12 protein-coding genes are annotated in these 16,440 nt (G+C 42.4%); 9 read left to right on the top strand and 3 right to left on the bottom strand.

Features of this window, described 5'->3' with window-relative positions; all coding sequences use genetic code 11:
• Position 1 precedes the first annotated feature (1 nt).
• Together J8Z28_RS17065 and J8Z28_RS17070 are read right to left on the bottom strand one after the other, a co-directional pair.
• On the bottom strand, positions 2-1,189 hold the full coding sequence (locus J8Z28_RS17065) for an E22 family MetX-like putative esterase (protein WP_062566308.1): 1,188 nt from the start codon (positions 1,187-1,189) through the stop codon (positions 2-4).
• A gap of 9 nt (positions 1,190-1,198) precedes the next feature.
• Entirely contained in the window at positions 1,199-2,500 is a 1,302-nt protein-coding gene (locus J8Z28_RS17070) for a GntP family permease (protein WP_054562937.1), read from the bottom strand.
• A gap of 295 nt (positions 2,501-2,795) precedes the next feature.
• On the opposite strand from J8Z28_RS17070, the gene J8Z28_RS17075 reads away from it, so the two are divergent.
• The 7 genes from J8Z28_RS17075 (at position 2,796) to J8Z28_RS17105 (ending at position 13,207) form a co-directional block, all read left to right on the top strand.
• On the top strand, positions 2,796-5,087 hold the full coding sequence (locus J8Z28_RS17075) for a TonB-dependent receptor (RefSeq protein ID WP_062566309.1): 2,292 nt from the start codon (positions 2,796-2,798) through the stop codon (positions 5,085-5,087).
• Between the two features lie 112 nt (positions 5,088-5,199).
• Positions 5,200-5,862, top strand: a complete 663-nt coding sequence (locus J8Z28_RS17080; RefSeq protein WP_054552322.1) for a response regulator transcription factor — start codon at positions 5,200-5,202, stop codon at positions 5,860-5,862.
• A 153-nt stretch (positions 5,863-6,015) separates the two neighbouring features.
• Positions 6,016-7,293: an efflux RND transporter periplasmic adaptor subunit gene (locus tag J8Z28_RS17085; protein ID WP_062566310.1), complete on the top strand. Its 1,278-nt coding sequence runs from the start codon at positions 6,016-6,018 to the stop codon at positions 7,291-7,293.
• A complete protein-coding gene (locus tag J8Z28_RS17090) occupies positions 7,290-8,042 on the top strand; it encodes an ABC transporter ATP-binding protein (protein ID WP_062566311.1) in 753 nt (250 codons plus the stop codon). The genes J8Z28_RS17085 and J8Z28_RS17090 overlap by 4 nt, the downstream gene beginning before the upstream one ends.
• On the top strand, positions 8,042-10,492 hold the full coding sequence (locus J8Z28_RS17095) for an ABC transporter permease (RefSeq protein ID WP_062566312.1): 2,451 nt from the start codon (positions 8,042-8,044) through the stop codon (positions 10,490-10,492). The genes J8Z28_RS17090 and J8Z28_RS17095 overlap by 1 nt, the downstream gene beginning before the upstream one ends.
• A 57-nt stretch (positions 10,493-10,549) precedes the next feature.
• Positions 10,550-11,926: a sigma-54-dependent transcriptional regulator gene (locus J8Z28_RS17100; protein WP_062566313.1), complete on the top strand. Its 1,377-nt coding sequence runs from the start codon at positions 10,550-10,552 to the stop codon at positions 11,924-11,926.
• Positions 11,927-13,207: a sensor histidine kinase gene (locus tag J8Z28_RS17105; RefSeq protein ID WP_062566314.1), complete on the top strand. Its 1,281-nt coding sequence runs from the start codon at positions 11,927-11,929 to the stop codon at positions 13,205-13,207.
• Between the two features lies 1 nt (position 13,208).
• Here J8Z28_RS17105 and J8Z28_RS17110 read toward each other — a convergent pair whose 3' ends face one another.
• Entirely contained in the window at positions 13,209-13,733 is a 525-nt protein-coding gene (locus tag J8Z28_RS17110; RefSeq protein ID WP_062566315.1) for a DUF2569 domain-containing protein, read from the bottom strand.
• Positions 13,734-13,865: 132 nt separating this feature from the next.
• Between J8Z28_RS17110 and J8Z28_RS17115 the strand changes: the two genes are divergently transcribed.
• Complete coding sequence (locus J8Z28_RS17115; protein WP_062566316.1) at positions 13,866-15,035, top strand: DUF547 domain-containing protein; 1,170 nt, start codon at positions 13,866-13,868, stop codon at positions 15,033-15,035.
• Positions 15,036-15,217: 182 nt separating this feature from the next.
• On the top strand, positions 15,218-16,384 hold the full coding sequence (locus J8Z28_RS17120; protein WP_062566317.1) for a DUF547 domain-containing protein: 1,167 nt from the start codon (positions 15,218-15,220) through the stop codon (positions 16,382-16,384).
• Positions 16,385-16,440 lie beyond the last annotated feature (56 nt).

The following is a 16,440-nucleotide window of genomic DNA, read 5'->3' on the forward strand; positions in this document are numbered from 1 at the left end:
GCTACTCCTCTAAAAACTCACTGATAAGCTGCGCTTTCGTGGCGATTGAGAAAATGCCATCAAGGTGTCCCCAACCCCCTTCAATTTCTGAAATCTCAACGTCTTTACCTGCCGCTTTCATGGTGTCAAACACTGTACGCATGTTTTCAGGGCGAAGCAGTAAGTCGTTCGTTGCGGGTAGTAATAATGTTTTGGCAGAGACATTTTTAAGCGCCGTTGTTAAATCACTTTGCATGCCAGCGGTAAATAGTTGTGATGCCCGGACCAAATAAAGTACATGGTTGGCATCTTGCGTTTTCGCTCGTGCCATTGCGCGCTGAGCGAGTACTTGGTTTAACTTAGGCAAGGTACGAATATCTTTTAACGCACCTTCATCCAATACATTAAAGTCAGGGAAGCTCGCGTTATAAATAATTGGATGCATCGCATCTTGTGTAATATTAAGCATGGTTGCTGCTAAGCCATCTAACGGGCGCTCTTTACCGTAGTAATTACCTTGCTGCCAGTTTTTATCTAAACGAATTGGTAACGCCCATTTTTCAAGTGCCGCGACTGTCCATGCATCCATAGTTGCAGCGCCAATCACATGAATTAAACGCTCTACTTTATCTGGATAACGTGTTGCCCACTCAAGTGCTTGAAACGATCCCATTGATGCGCCCATCACAGCATGTAATTTAGTGATACCTAAGCTGTCGAGTAAGCGCTTTTGCACATTCACAAAGTCAGTAATCGTAACCACAGGGAAATCTAACCCATAAGGTTTGCCTGTTTTTGGATTAGTTGATGCAGGGCCTGTCGTAATTACATTTTCATCATGCCAGTTGGCATTCACTAGGGTATCTGAGCTAATCACATAATATTTATTCGTATCGATAGCTTTACCTGGGCCGATAATCGCATCCCAATAACCCGGTAGGGCATCATCCGCTTTATATTTACCTGCGGCATGAGAAGTACCAGAGAAATAATGAGTGATTAAAATCACGTTATCTTTATTGGCGTTTAGTTTTCCGTAACTTTCCCAGCCAATGTCCACTTGCTCTAAAGTCACACCAGACACAGTGGTAAAATCTTTTGTCGTAAAATGCTGTTTTTCCACCAGCATGGTGTCGGCTTTGTTGGCAGCGCCAAACGCAGTGCTACTAAATACAACCAGCCATAGCAAAATTATTAATTTGGTTTTCATTGCTGTTCCTTAAAAGATAATAAAGAGTCCAAGTGCCAAGGCGACACCGATAAGCGGAATAACCGCAGTGAGCGCTGCCATTGACCAATACGCTCGTTGATGCGTTTCTTTACAGATAGCGCGTATTGTTGTGACCACATAACCATTATGCGGCAAGGTATCTAGGGCTCCAGAGCTAATTGCCACTACTCGGTGCAGTTGTTCAGGGTTTACACCCATGTCTAAATAACCCGGTGCGACAAGCGGTAATGCAATAGCTTGCCCGCCAGAAGCCGAACCAGTTAAACCAGCAATTACACTGACCGCAACCGCAGCACCAACCAACTCATTCCCCGGCATATGGGTCATCACATCGACAGCGGCGGTAAATGCTGGTGATACTTTCGCCACAGCGCCAAAGCCAACCACAGCAGCGGTATTACCGATTGCCACTAAAGCGCCAGTTGTACCAACATTAATCGCGTTACCCATATCGTGAAAATGCTTGAAGTTAATAATCACAATACTCAGTACACCACCAAGTAAGGCAACAATAAGCGCGGTTTGCTGTAGTACATCATGTAGCGTAAATGATAAAAGTAGCACCACGATCAGCGGGATCACACCCGTAATTGGATGCGGACGACGACGCTCAATAATGACAGGGTCATCATCACGCGCTTCAAAGGTCTCGCCGTTAGCAACGGCCTTTTTGATCATCTTGTTTAACCAAAAGTAACCTGCTGTCGCCATGAATATAGCCACCACTAAGCTCACTTCCCAAGCCGCATAGGGTGACGTACCAAGGTGCTTAACCGGGATCCAGTTTTGAATTTCTGGCGAGCCTGCCGAAGTCATGGTAAAGGTCACCGAACCAAATGCCAGCGTTGCTGGAATAAAGCGGCGCGGTAAGTTTGCATCTTTAAACAGACTTAATGCCATTGGGTAGACAGAAAACGCAACAATAAAGACGCTCACGCCACCGTAGGTTAAAACTGCACAGGCAATCACAACCGCAAGAACGGCGTGCTTCATACCTAGTTTACCCACAATGTAGCTCGCAACACTGTCAGCAGCACCGGTGTCTTCCATGAACTTACCGAATAAAGAACCCAGTAAGAACATAAAGAACCATGCGCTTAAGAAGCCTGCAAAGCCATCCATATAGGCGTTAATAAAGTTTGTATCTGCCGATACAGGGAAAATGGCCATGCCACTACTAAGTGCAACTAACAGTGCACAGATTGGCGCAGCGATAAATAAATTTACCCCACGCAGCGTTAAAATGATCAGCAGTATTAAACCGCCTAACAGTCCTATCATGCTCAGCATAGACATTCCTATAATTATTGTTATTACACAGATGAGGTGACATCGGAATAATGCTTTCAGTCTTACCCTAAGCGTTCAAAAAATACATAACACTAAGGTACTATCTGCTTTAAAAATAGCTTAATTGCTTGATAAATAAAGGGCTGCGGCGGGTATAGCACTATGGTACTAATTCAATTTTTGCAACTATCTTCTACATTAACTGACAGGTGACACGGGCAAATCTTATTAAGTCTTCGGCAACATCAATGTGAGTGGCCATAAGACTAATGACAACAATAACAAGGAATACAACATGATAAAGCTTAACCCAAAAGTCGCGCCACTTACTCTGGCTGTATCACTTGCTTTGGCAGGTGTCAGTGCTCAAGCGGCAGAACAAGCCGAACCTGCAGCAAAAAAAGGTGAACTTGAACGTATTCAGGTAACAGCACGTAAAACTGTTGAAAACCTGCAAGAAGTTCCTGTTGCTGTAACCTCAGTGGGTGCTGAAGAACTGGCAGAAAATGGCATCGTCGTTATGACCGAAGTTCAGCAGTTCTCGCCAAATACCACCCTGCAAGCAAGCCGTGGCACTAACTCTACAATTACCGCGTTTATTCGTGGTGTAGGTCAACAAGATCCACTTTGGGGCTATGAGCCAGGCGTAGGTATTTATATTGATGATGTCTACCTTGCTCGCCCTCAAGGTGCCGTGCTTGACCTTCTTGATGTGCAACAAATCGAAGTATTACGTGGTCCACAAGGGACGCTTTACGGTAAAAATACCATAGGTGGTGCGATTAAATACGTCACCAAAGAAATGAGCGGTGATGCTACCTTAAATATTCAAGGCACTGTAGGTAGCTATAACCAGAAAGATTTAAAAATCACTGGCCAATTACCGATTGTTGACGAAAAACTTTACGTTGGCTTTGGTTTTGCGACGCTTAACCGTGATGGCTTTGGCGAGTTTTTAACATCGGCTCTTGATAACCAAGACCGCGAAAACTACAACAAAGACGTAACAGCAGCACGCGTTACACTCGAATACACTCCGACTGACGACTTATTCTTCCGTTTCGCGTGGGATAAAACAGAAGACAAATCAAACGCAAAAGGTGGTTACCGTTTACTACCAAGTATTCTTACTGATGCACCAGTTCCAGACAGCGTGTATGACTCTTACACCAGCTTACCAACATGGAATAAAGTTGAACTAGAAGGCTATAGCCTAACTGCTCGTTGGGATATGACTGACCGTACTAGCATTAAATATATTGGTTCAAGCCGTGAGAGCTACTCACCGACTAATATCGACTTTGATAACACGTCAATTCAAATTTTCGATGTACCTGCTATTTACGATGATGAACAAACCACTCATGAGTTACAGCTAAATCATCAAGGCGATAACTACAAATTGGTTTCGGGCCTTTACTACTATGATGGTGAATCTTGCGGTCAATTTGAGGCTATTTTAGGTATCTTAGGTCAAAGCTTAGGTGCCCCGGGTCTGACTCGTGAAGTAAGCGGCTGTAGTAACTCAAACAGTAAAGCAGCGTATATCCAAAGCTCAATTGATTTAACCGATAAATGGTCAATGACACTCGGCGCGCGTTACACCAAAGACAAAAAAGAAGCACAGGTTAACAATGGCCTAATCTTTGACATTGTTTATCCAGAATCAGGTTGGGTACCAGGTTACACTCGCCCAGAAGGTCAACTGGTTCCAACAGTACTCGATGATGAAGAAGAATGGTCACGCTTCACACCACGTGCAGGTGTTGAATACCAGTACAATCGTGACATCATGTTCTTTGCTAGTTACGCGCAAGGCTTTAAGTCAGGTACTTTCAACCCACGTGCAACCACTGCAGAGCCAGCAGCAAAACCAGAAATCGTTGATTCATTCGAAATCGGTATGAAGAGTGAGTGGAACAACAACTTACGTGCAAACGTCACTTTATTCACCCTTGACCATAAAGACCGTCAATACATTTCTGTATTACCGGGCGATAGCGCAGCAGATCTAAATCAACGCTTGGGTAACATTGGTGAGTCAACATCAGATGGTATTGAGCTTGAACTAAACTATGTTGCAACAGAGTCACTCAGCTTTGATGCATCAGTAGGTTACATCGATAGTAACTTCGATAACGTAATTGATTACGACCCAGAAACCGGTGAAGCATTCGATAAATCAGATCGCTTTACGGTATCAAACACACCTGATTTAACCTTTAACCTGGGTGCAACGTACCGTATGTACACAGAAATGGGTGACTTTGTTGTCAATGGTAACTACTACCACAGAGGCGACTACGCGCTATTCGAAGAAGATAGCCTATTAACGCAAGATGCTTACGGTATCTTTAATATGGGTATCACTTGGTACAGCACAGATGGTCACTGGACTGCAGGTCTTTACGGTAAAAACTTAACGGATGAAGAGTACATGATTGGTGGCTACCAATTCGTGGCACCTGATCCAACAGACCCAACTGATATCAGCAAATACACCCCAGGTTTAGGTGGTGATAATACCCTGATTGGTTACTACGGCGACCCTCGCACTGTAGCCTTCACTGTTGGTTACCGTTTCTAAAATAGAATCTAAATCCTTGTGTGAGAAAGGTTTGTCTGAAACTTCCCCTCAGGCAAACCTTGTTTCAAAGCGCAAAATCACTTATAACATAACGCATTGGAGAATCGAGGGAATGTCTTTAGCTGTGAACACCATAATCGCCGATGATCACCCGTTATTTAGAAGTGCGCTGCGTCAAGCTGCCGCGACATCAGTGCCAGAAGAACATATTAAAGAAACCAGTGACATTGATGGTTTGTTTGCACTGTTAAGCGCTCACCCTGAGATTGAACTAATATTTTTAGACCTTACGATCCCAGGTGCAAATGGCCTACAAGCCCTTTCGCAACTGCGTAACCATTACCCTGATATCTTAGTGATTATGGTCTCTGCCAATGAGACACCCGCCATAATCAAACAAGCGATGAGCCTTGGCGCTGCAGGCTATATTCCAAAGTCATCTTCTTTAGATGTCATCAGTGAAGCAATTAGCCATGTACTCAACGGCGACACTTGGTTACCACCTGAAGTAGATTTAACCGATGTGGTGATCAACGACGAACAAAGCGAATTTGCTCGTAACCTCGAAAAACTAACCCCACAGCAATACCGCGTACTAGCGATGATTGCCGACGGTTTATTGAATAAACAAATCGCCTTTGAAATGTCGATTCAAGAAACCACAATCAAACAACATGTGTCAGCGATTTTACGCAAACTCAATGTTTATAACCGCACCCAAGCAGGCATTTTGTTTAATCAGCTTTCGCAAGTTGGCAAAATCGAAGAAAGCTAATTTAAGCATTCACTCCCAGTTTTAAAACTCGCTTTCCCAGTAGTGGGAAAAGCTCACGTTCCAAAAAACAAAAAGCCATTACTTTTCAACACCTTAGTTTTTGGCACAAAATTCGCCTTAGCTATTCCATGATTATTTAAATTTATCAGTATCATGGACTTAGACAGCACACTAAAACGCAAACCTCAGCAATCAAAAGCTAAAAAATGGCTTATGGCTGCAGCCATTGGCGTGTCGGCTCTTGGCGCTTTAATGGTTTATCAATGGGCTACACCCACTGTAGTTGCTGCAAGCCAACTGCAAATTGCAACCGTAGAACAAGTCGATTTTGTGGTAAAAATACGTGGCTTTGGTCGTTTAAAGCCAAAGTATCAACGTTATTTAACCAATACCGACACCGCAATGGTCGAAGCTATCCATGTTTACCCCGGCACTATCGTTAAAAAAGACACTGTGATTTTAAGCCTCGTCAACCCACAGCAAGCGCAGCGTTTATCGGTCGCTCGGTTAGAACTTGCTCGCCAAAAAGCCAGTGTTAATGAGCAAAGAATTAACCAACAAAGTGAGCTACTTGAGCGCCAAGCAAATCTCGCCATATTAAAAAGTGAGCTGCAAAGTGCAGAGCTTAGAGTCGATGCTGAAAGCAAACTGATCGAGCAAGGGATTGTTTCAAGCCTCGATTACAAACGAAGCATGCTAAACGTTGCACAGCTTACAGAGCGCGTAAGTATCGAGCAGCAACGCCTTGCACAGCTTAAAGAAATGCACTTACAACGTAGCAAAATACAGCAAGAACTATTAAGCCAATTTGAGCTTAATTATCAAGTTGAGCAACAGGCTTTTGATCAGCTGCAAATAACGGCAGGTATCGATGGCATGCTGCAAGAGTTGAATGTTGAACTTGGCCAAAATCTCGTGCCCGGTACCCGCCTTGCGGTGGTTGGATCAAACAAAGCACTCAAAGCAGAGCTAAGCGTTAAGCAAGCAGATGCCGAAAAAGTGGCACTCAATATGGCAGCGAAAGTAAACACCTTTAGCCAAGCAGACCACAGTGAAGTTGATGCCAAAGTCACCCGAATTGACCCTATCGTTACCGATGGTCGAGTTATTATCGAACTTGATTTACAAGGCACACTGCCTGCTAATGCTCGACCCGATTTAAGCATTGAAGGCTATGTGGTTAGCAACATTATTCCCAATGCGTTAACCATTAACGTGCCGCAAAAAGCACAAGCAAATAGCGAAGCCACGCTATTTAAACTTAATCCAAACACCCAGTTAGCAACGCCAACCAATATCGAATTTGGTACACTCAGTGACAATCAAATTCAACTTTTGAGCGGTGCCACCGTGGGCGAACAGCTGATCATTTCAGACCTTTCTAAATGGCAGCATTTGGCAACAATAAAAATCGAACAGGACAGTTTATGAAAACCAATACGCTTATCTCATTAAACAAAATCGCCAAAGTTTATCGCGGCCAAAATGTTGAAACCTATGCATTAAAAGACATCAGCCTGAATATTAACCAAGGTGACTATATCTGCATTAGCGGCCCATCTGGCTGTGGTAAATCGACGCTGCTGTCATTATTAGGCTTACTCGATAGCCCAACTGCTGGCGACTATTTCATTAAAGAAGTCGACACAAAAACCCTTGATATGGATCAGCAAGCTGAACTTAGAAACCTTCACATTGGTTTTATATTTCAGTCGTTTAACCTAATTGATGAATTATCGGTGTTTGACAACGTAGCACTGCCGCTCACTTATCGAGAGCCAGCCATGAGCCCGAGCGAAATTGAGCTTGCGGTAAAACAGGCCCTTGATGAAGTTGAAATGGGCCACCGCTCTCAGCACAAACCAAATCAATTATCTGGTGGTCAGCAACAGCGTATTGCTATTGCCCGCGCACTGGCTGGCAAGCCAAGCATTTTATTGGTGGATGAGCCAACTGGTAACTTAGATTCAAAAAATGGTGATGCCGTCATGGACTTGCTTGATGAGCTGAATAAAAAAGGCACCACCATTTGTATGGTAACCCATGACTTACGTTATGCCGGACGTGCTAAAACGCAACTTAAATTGCTAGATGGTGAAATTGTTTCCTACTCAGAAGCTCGCCAAGCACCTAGCAGCGACACTGCTGAGCAAGTACTCGAAAGCGCCGAGGTGATGTAATGAAATTAACCAAAACACGCGCCCAACTGAGCTTAGCGTGGGCATCATTAATGAATGCACCGGGCTTTGTCACTGCGGTTATCGCAACGCTTGCTTTAACACTTGCCACCTTGTTTGTAGTGCTTAGCCTTGTTAACAGCTACTTTTTAAAGCCCCTTGATGTGTACGATGAAAGCCGCATGGTGGTGGTTGAGCAATCACTTACTTATGATGACTACGATGCCACCGGCTTTCAAAGCTATCAGTCGATGGTGCATTGGCTTAAGCATAATCAAAGCTTTGAACAAAGTATGATGATCAATGCAGGTGAGCAAATCTTTGCAAACCTAGATGGCGAACCGAAAGAACCAGTGCTGTATGTTGGCGGCAACTATTTTGACTTATTAAACACGCCATTTTTAATGGGACAAGGTTTTGACCTTGGAGAAACGCTGGAAACTCCTGATGATCGGGTCGTTATATCTGCCAATTTTTGGCGCAAGCATTACAACAGCGACCCGAACATTATTGGTAAAACACTCTCAGTCATGGCGGGTGAAACCGATTATGTTCACCGTATCGTCGGTGTTGTTGATGACTCATTCAGCCCTCCTTACATGTTTAAAGCAAGCGATGTTGAAGTATGGTTTCCATCAAGTGCTGACCGCCGTTTCTTTCACAATGATGATTGGCAAAGCCCGTGGACAAACACTTTTAAAAACCTAAAACTGATTGCCGTTTTAAAGCCTGGGGTCACCATAGATCAAGTTAAAGTCGATTTAAAACAGCAAATTGATACGGTTAAATCAGAGTGGCTAAACAACGGGGGGATCACCGATGTAAAACCTGAAGTAACTCCTTATCGTGACGTTGAGCTGGGTAATAACGATGACTTAAGCTTAATGATGTTAGCCGGTGCAGTAGGGCTACTGATTATTGCAGTACTTAATGTAAGCACTTTGTTTTTCTCACGCGCTCTTGCTCAACATAAAACCCTCGCCTTGCAGGCGGTGTTAGGCGCTAAGCGCAGCACGTTATTTAAAAGTATCTTTTTACAATCACTGATTTTAATGACCTTATCGGTAAGCATTGCGCTGTTTTTATCGGTATGGGGCATACGTTTATTTAAAGTATTGGCAGAAGGACGATTACCACTGGTTAACAGCTTGGCGGTTGATAGCACGTTGGTCATTGTTGCCATCATACTTTGTATTGCTCTTGCTTATATTTTCTCTGTAATTACAGCGCGTTTGGTAAATTACAAAACCCTAAATACGCAAATGCAGAACAGTGGTAAAGGCGGAGTTTCGCAGGTATCTGGCCGTACAGTGCGTATTTTAATTGGCTCACAAATGTTTGTTGCCGCGCTGCTTGTTAGCTTTTCGGTGATGGTAGTGAGTAAAGCCATGGGCACGATTAACCGCCCACTCGGCAGTGATACCGAAAACCTGTATTTTGCCAACCTGTTCCAGCCAAATAATCAAATGTCATTGGCGGAGCGCTACGAACATATGCTGCAATACAAGCAGGTTTTGCTTGATAGCCAAGGCATTGATGATGTTGCCCTGGGTCACAGCCCTGTTTCGCAAAGACAAAATGCCAACACCCTGACAGATGTAAACGGTAAAAGCTCAATTTTCTTCCCTAGTCAGTGGGTAGGGCCTGATTACTTTGCGTTAGTTAACACCAAAATTCTCGCTGGCCGCACCTTTAGCGAACAAGCTATACGTGGCGAAACCAACGAGATACTGGTATCAGTTAGCGTGGCAGAGAACTTATTACCAAGCCAAGACTATCGAAATATCATCGGCAAGAGCTACCAAGGTTTAGAAGAAAAGATGTATGAAGTGGTGGGTGTAACCGAAGATTTTAATCACCCTAAATACTACGATGAGTCGTTTGGTCGTCACATTTGGTGGCCAGCAACACCGTATAGCTACATGTTTACTATCAAAGCTTCTGAAGGCGTTAAGCTGACTAATAAACAAATACTTAATACGCTAAAAGAAAAGAACAGCGACTTAACCATGTGGCAATTTAATGACCTGCAACAAGAGTACGACAATTTACTGTATATGAGCCGACTGACCGTGGTTCTGTGTAGTACCTTAGCGCTATTTACTCTATTATTAGCAGCAATCGGTATTTTTGGGGTACTGAGCTACAACCTAGGTCTGCGCCGCTATGAGTTTGGTATTCGTATGGCATTAGGTGCGAAAAAAGCACGCTTATTCAAGCTGATGAGTGTTGAAGCTATTATCCCTGTGCTCATTGGTTTTGCGGTTGCTCTCGCCGCGGTAATAGTGGGTTTTTACATGTTACAAGGACAGCTAATGTCTTGGCTGATACTTGATGTAAGACTGCAATTACTCGCTTGGAGTATTACCTTATGTATTGCGCTATTCGCTTGCTTTAGACCTTTGGTTTTGCTGCTTAAAGCAAAACCTATGGCTGCACTACGTAACGATTAACAGCACAAAATGGTGGCTTAAATTTAAGCCACCTCAACAGGATAATAAGAAAACATCATGGACAAAATCTTAGTCATAGACGATCAAGCTGATGTACGTCTGGCTGCTACTGTTGCATTACAACAATTAGGCTTACACTGCCATGAGGCCGAAGGCCCTGAACATGCGCTTGAGTTATTAAAAACCGAGCACATTAGCCTGATTTTGCTCGATATGAACTACAAGCTCGACACGACCTCAGGTGAAGAGGGATTACGCTTTTTAAAGCAACTAAATCAATTAGGTTCGACCATACCTGTCATTGTCATGACCGCGTGGGCCAGCATTGATGTTGCCGTTAAAGCCATGCAATTAGGGGCTGTCGACTTTGTTGAAAAGCCATGGAATAACTTACGCTTAACCGCCGTTGTGCGACAACAACTCAAGCTCAAGCAAAGTAATCACGACAATGCTTGCTTAAAGGCGCTTACCAGTGACACACAAGCACATTACATAGCTCAATCAGAAGTCATGCAGCTGTTGCTTGCCAAAGCTGAGCGCGCAGCTAAAACCGATGCCAGCATTTTAATTACCGGCGAAAATGGCACTGGAAAAAGCTTATTGGCACATTATATCCACCAGCACTCGCTCAGAGCTGATAAACGCTATGTAAGCGTGAATGTTGGCGCCATTGCCCCGACGCTATTCGAAAGCGAATTATTTGGCCATAAGAAAGGCTCTTTTACTGATGCCAAAGAAGACCGCCTAGGGCGTTTTGAAATTGCCGAAGGCGGCACCTTATTTTTAGATGAAATTGCGACTTTAAGCCTTGAGCTACAAAGTAAAATGCTCCGTGTGCTAGAAAGCAAAGAATTTGAAGTGCTAGGCTCAAGCCAAACCAAAACCGCCGATGTTCGCATTATTTCTGCTACCAATAGTGAATTAGCTACGGCCATTGAGCAGGGTGAGTTCCGCCGTGATTTATTATTTAGACTCAATACCATTGAACTGCACATTCCACCGCTTCGTGACAGAAAAGACGACATCGCCCCCTTGGCAGAACACTTATTGTTGGTGCATGGTAAAAAATATCAACGAGCGAATATGGCGCTCAGTGATGATGCCCTAAAGGCGCTAAAAAATTACAGTTGGCCTGGTAATATTCGTGAGCTAAGCCATTGTATTGAACGCGCGGTGATCATGAGCGATAACAACAATATTCAAGCCAATGACCTCATTTTAGATCAACCAAGTTGCGAGCAAACAAATAGCAATGCCGAACAGGCTTTGCCACTATTGCCCCTTGAAGAGCTTGAAAAACAGATGATTCAAAAAGCACTGCTGCAATTTAATGGCAATGTTATCGCCGCAGGAGAATTTTTAGGGTTAAGCAAATCGGCAATTTATCGTCGCATTGATAAACATCAGCTCGATTTAAAAGAAGTAGAACGCTAAATGAGTAACAAGCTGTCGTTAGAGCAGCGTATTCGACGCTATTTTTATATGCTTGTAGCGGTGCTATTAACGCTTGGTATTGCCCTTTCGCTCAGCTTAAAACTAGATTGGTTTGCCAGTATCAGCCTATTATTGCCGTTTATCGGGATAAGCGCTTTTGCTTTAATTAAAAGCTACCGTACGATCACCGATGTGGTTGAACGCTTTGGTCTGCAACTAGATGCACTGGCAAATGACGAAAGTAATAGTTGGCATTTAGCGTCTTATCAAAGTGGACGAGTCGCAGCGCTTAAGCAAGATTTTGCCAAGCTCAGCAATAAAATAGCCAAGAACAAACGCCATTATATGCAAACAGAAGAGTTTGTTTTTGAGTTTGCCAGCATGCTGGACTTACCCATCGTTATACTAGACCCCCATGGCTTAATTTACTTTAGTAATAAGGCGTTTATAAACAGTATTAGTCATCGCCAAATTGAAGGTAAATCGGCCAGCGACTTAGGCATTGCTCTGCATGATGGCGAATGGCAACAAAATAGTGACTCGCTGTTTAAACAACGCTTTCAAATCTCATCGCAGACTTTTTGGCGGACCGGCAGAAACTTTGAATTACTAACCTTCTTTTCAATTGAGCAACAGCTTCGCGATAACGAACAACTTGTTTGGCAACGGTTAATTCGAGTGTTAAATCATGAAGTGCGTAACTCACTCACGCCGATTTATTCGATGAGTCAATCATTGCAAACCCTTAAGCGCCAAGGGCAAATTAGCAGTCACGATGATCTCGCCCAAGATATGCTGCAAGTAATAGAAAAACGCGCTCAACACTTGCTTGATTTTGTGGCCAGTTACAGTGCGTTTGCCAAGCTACCACCCGCACAAAAACAGGTAATCAGTAGCGAGCAATTAAACACTCGCTTAAGCGCTATCTTTCCTGAACTAGTAATAAATAGCAGCGAAGAGTTACATTTTAATGCCGACCTAGGTCAGCTAGAACAAGCGTTAATCAACTTGATAAAAAATGCTTTTGAAGCTGGCAGCAATTCTGCCCCTAGCCTCACTTGGTCAAGACAAGGTGATAACTTAAATATTGCAATTAGCGACCAAGGTTGTGGTATTCAAAACCCCGATAACTTGTTCGTACCATTTTACTCAACCAAGGCAAATGGCACAGGTATAGGGCTTGTGATAACCCGAGAACTTGTGCGCAACCAAGGCTTTGAATTATCAATAAACTCAAAACCCCAGCAAGGCACGCAAGCTACAATTACTGTGCCCAGCTAACTTATTTTACAAATGTGGCTTTCACACGCTTAGATAACAGCATGTAAGGTCCCCAGATCACAGCTTGAATAAGGCCTCTGATAATCATAGTTCTAACTTCATCGTCGAACACATCGACATCGGGCACAATTAAACTAACCGCGTAGGCATCGATAGCAATAAACGCTAATCCACCAAATAATATCGCTAAGTACCAACTTACAAACGCTTTCTTATGCTTAAAAAACAACACAATTAAATAAAGCGAAGCTAAAAATAATGCTGCATTAAACACCATTTCAATGATTAGTAAAGGCTCCCAAAGCGGATGATACATATCACCGAATTGCGACGTTAAACGTTGCCACATCTCGGTAGTGAAAATGGGTTTAAAGGTATTAATTGATTCGATAAATACTCTAAAAGGGCTGATCACCACACCTATCGCCACAAGAATGAGCCAACCTTTTATGCCAACTAAGTCATCATTTACGGAGCTTTTAGCTTCTGGTGTTTCGATTTGGTTTTGTTGTTTTGCTTCTTCCATGAGTTGTCCTTTTTATTTTTATTTCTTCTACTATACGCTTATTTTTTAATAAAATTCACAAAAACAACAGATTGTTGCGCTTTCAGAAAAACCACGCTATGTTTATTTTTTAAACTACGGAAGGTTATAAAAATGAAAAACGCTATAAAACCCATCGTATTAGCAACATCACTTATTCTAGTTACAGCCTGTAATTCAACGACTCCTATTAATAAAACAGCAACGACAGCCATAAACCAAGAAAAATTTAGCCAATTTCATCAGTACGATGAAAAATCAAATATCACCCTTGAGTACACTGACTACGGGCAAATATTAAATGCCTCGGTGATTGATTTAGGTATGTCAGACCGCTATCGCATTTCACAAAACACAACCAAAATTGGCACCCGGTTGTCGTCGAACCCAAAACCGTCGACTGCAACAGAAGCAAACCGCTTTTATTATGATTCGTACAAAAAGAATCCTCAGATGAAGCAAGACTTGCAAATAGTGCAAGAAAATATGGCCGACCTGCCAAACAAAATTAATTTAAGTAACTTACCAAAATCAGAGTTACTCGCTTACTGGCTCAATCTTTATAACGTGACGGTACTCAATGAGTTAGTGCAGCAGTACCCTGTTAAGAACCTGACCAAGTTATTAAATGAAGAGCCAAGCTTTTTTGATAAGCCACGCTTTAACTTTAACGGTAACCAGTATTCATTAAACGACATTGAGTACAACATCGTTGCACCGCTATTTAACAATGACCCGCTATTAATATATGGCTACTACCGTGGCTACATTGGCAGCCCAAATTTGCTTGACCACCCATATACAGCAAAAAATGTGTTTGCAGCCCTAACCACCAATGCAGTGCAGTTTGTTAATTCAAATCGTGGTAGTGTGATAGGTAACCATAGCACTCGTGTTTCTTCTTTATACCTTGAAAAGAAAAACTATTTTCCTAACTTTGAAGAAGATTTAGCTGACCACCTTCAATCGTTAGTAATTCAAGAGCCAGATAAAGACCAAGTTGTACAAAACCTCTCTTTTAGTATCGATAACTACGACATTACCGACATTCTAGGTACCGATGTTGAATATGGTGGAGGTAACGCGACTGTCGCCGATCCGAGTATAGTAGCAGATGGCTTTGATACTAATTTTGTTGCTTATGGTGAAAACTTAACTAAAGAAGTCGGCCATGTAAGCCCGTTACGCCGCGAGATTTTGCAAAAAATCACGCAAAAATACTATGAAGCAAATACTCGCGTTGAAATAAAAGACTTACCAGCTAAAGAGTCTGAAGATAAATAATATAACCCTAAAGCGGCTCGCTATAAGCCGCTTTAATACTCCCTTAAATACCCAACTAAAACACTTAGCAAAACCGCAATAGCCAACTTTAAGTCTTGTTTTTTCTGTGTTAATTACCTGGATATTGCCAATTTAAAGCAAAAGTAATATGTTTGTTTTTTGTACTAAGGAAGGTGGTAAAAATGAAAAGCGCTATAAAGACCACCACATTAACAACATCACTTATTTTGGTAACGGCCTGTAATTCAACGGCTCCTATTAATAAAACAGCCATTACAGCAATTAACCAAGAAAAATTTAGCCAATTTCATCAATATGATGAAAACTCCACAATCACTCTTGATTACACTGGCTATGGGCAAATATTAAGTGCTTCGGTCATTGATTTAGGCATGTCTGACCGCTACCGCATCACCTCACACACCACGACAATTGGTACACATTTATCATCCAGCCCTAAACCTTCAACAGCAACAGAAGCAAACCGCTTTTATTATGATTCATATAAAGACAATCCCAAAATGAGGCAAGCCTTGCAGGTCATACAAAAAAATATGGCCGACCTGCCAAATAAGATTAACTTGAGTAACTTGCCAAAGTCTGAACTGCTCGCTTACTGGTTCAATCTTTATAACGTGACGGTACTCAATGAGTTAGTCCAGCAGTACCCAGTAAAAAACTTATCTAAGCTAATAAACGAAGAGCCAAGTTTTTTTGATAAGCCACGCTTTAACTTTAACGGTAATCAATATTCATTGAACGATATAGAGTACAACATTGTTGCACCGCTATTTAACAATGACCCGCTATTAATATATGGCTATTACCGTGGTTATATTGGTAGCCCAAATTTACTTAACTACCCATATACAGCGAAAAATGTATTTACCGCCCTGACTAACAATGCAGTGCAATTTGTAAATTCAAATCGAGGCAGTGTTATTGATACTCATAGCACACGTGTTTCTTCGTTATACCTTGAAAAGAAAAACTATTTCCCTAACTTTGAAGAAGACTTAGCTGACCATCTTCAATCATTAGTTATTCAAGAACCAGATAAAGACCAAGTTGTGCAAAACCTCTCTTTTAGTCTCGATAATTACGATATTACCGATATTTTAGGTACCGATGTTGCTTATGGTGGAGGTAATGCTGTTGTTGTCGATCCTAGTATTGTGGCACTGGGCTGGGATAAAACATTTACGACCTATGGTAACCACTTAACTAAAGCTGGCACCGTAAGCACATTACGCCGCGAGATTTTGAAAAAAATCACGCAAAAATACTATGAAGTAAATAGTCGCGTTGAAATAAAAGACTTACCTGATAAAGAAAGCACTGAAAATTAGCGCTTATTGAGCATTGGACCTAAAAAGAAGCATTTATATTGAATTTTATTTGGCTC

It is taken from the genome of Pseudoalteromonas sp. SCSIO 43088, from assembly GCF_023650795.1.
GTDB lineage: Bacteria > Pseudomonadota > Gammaproteobacteria > Enterobacterales > Alteromonadaceae > Pseudoalteromonas > Pseudoalteromonas shioyasakiensis.

What these genes read in the sequence shown, in the direction of transcription:
- J8Z28_RS17115 (WP_062566316.1), top strand. Translation starts at nt 13,866, where the DNA reads ATGAAAAACGCTATAAAACCCATCGTATTAGCAACATCACTTATTCTA.
- J8Z28_RS17080 (WP_054552322.1), top strand. Translation starts at nt 5,200, where the DNA reads ATGTCTTTAGCTGTGAACACCATAATCGCCGATGATCACCCGTTATTT.
- J8Z28_RS17095 (WP_062566312.1), top strand. Translation starts at nt 8,042, where the DNA reads ATGAAATTAACCAAAACACGCGCCCAACTGAGCTTAGCGTGGGCATCA.
- J8Z28_RS17075 (WP_062566309.1), top strand. Translation starts at nt 2,796, where the DNA reads ATGATAAAGCTTAACCCAAAAGTCGCGCCACTTACTCTGGCTGTATCA.
- J8Z28_RS17110 (WP_062566315.1), bottom strand. Translation starts at nt 13,733, where the DNA reads ATGGAAGAAGCAAAACAACAAAACCAAATCGAAACACCAGAAGCTAAA.
- J8Z28_RS17065 (WP_062566308.1), bottom strand. Translation starts at nt 1,189, where the DNA reads ATGAAAACCAAATTAATAATTTTGCTATGGCTGGTTGTATTTAGTAGC.
- J8Z28_RS17120 (WP_062566317.1), top strand. Translation starts at nt 15,218, where the DNA reads ATGAAAAGCGCTATAAAGACCACCACATTAACAACATCACTTATTTTG.
- J8Z28_RS17100 (WP_062566313.1), top strand. Translation starts at nt 10,550, where the DNA reads ATGGACAAAATCTTAGTCATAGACGATCAAGCTGATGTACGTCTGGCT.
- J8Z28_RS17105 (WP_062566314.1), top strand. Translation starts at nt 11,927, where the DNA reads ATGAGTAACAAGCTGTCGTTAGAGCAGCGTATTCGACGCTATTTTTAT.
- J8Z28_RS17085 (WP_062566310.1), top strand. Translation starts at nt 6,016, where the DNA reads ATGGACTTAGACAGCACACTAAAACGCAAACCTCAGCAATCAAAAGCT.
- J8Z28_RS17070 (WP_054562937.1), bottom strand. Translation starts at nt 2,500, where the DNA reads ATGCTGAGCATGATAGGACTGTTAGGCGGTTTAATACTGCTGATCATT.
- J8Z28_RS17090 (WP_062566311.1), top strand. Translation starts at nt 7,290, where the DNA reads ATGAAAACCAATACGCTTATCTCATTAAACAAAATCGCCAAAGTTTAT.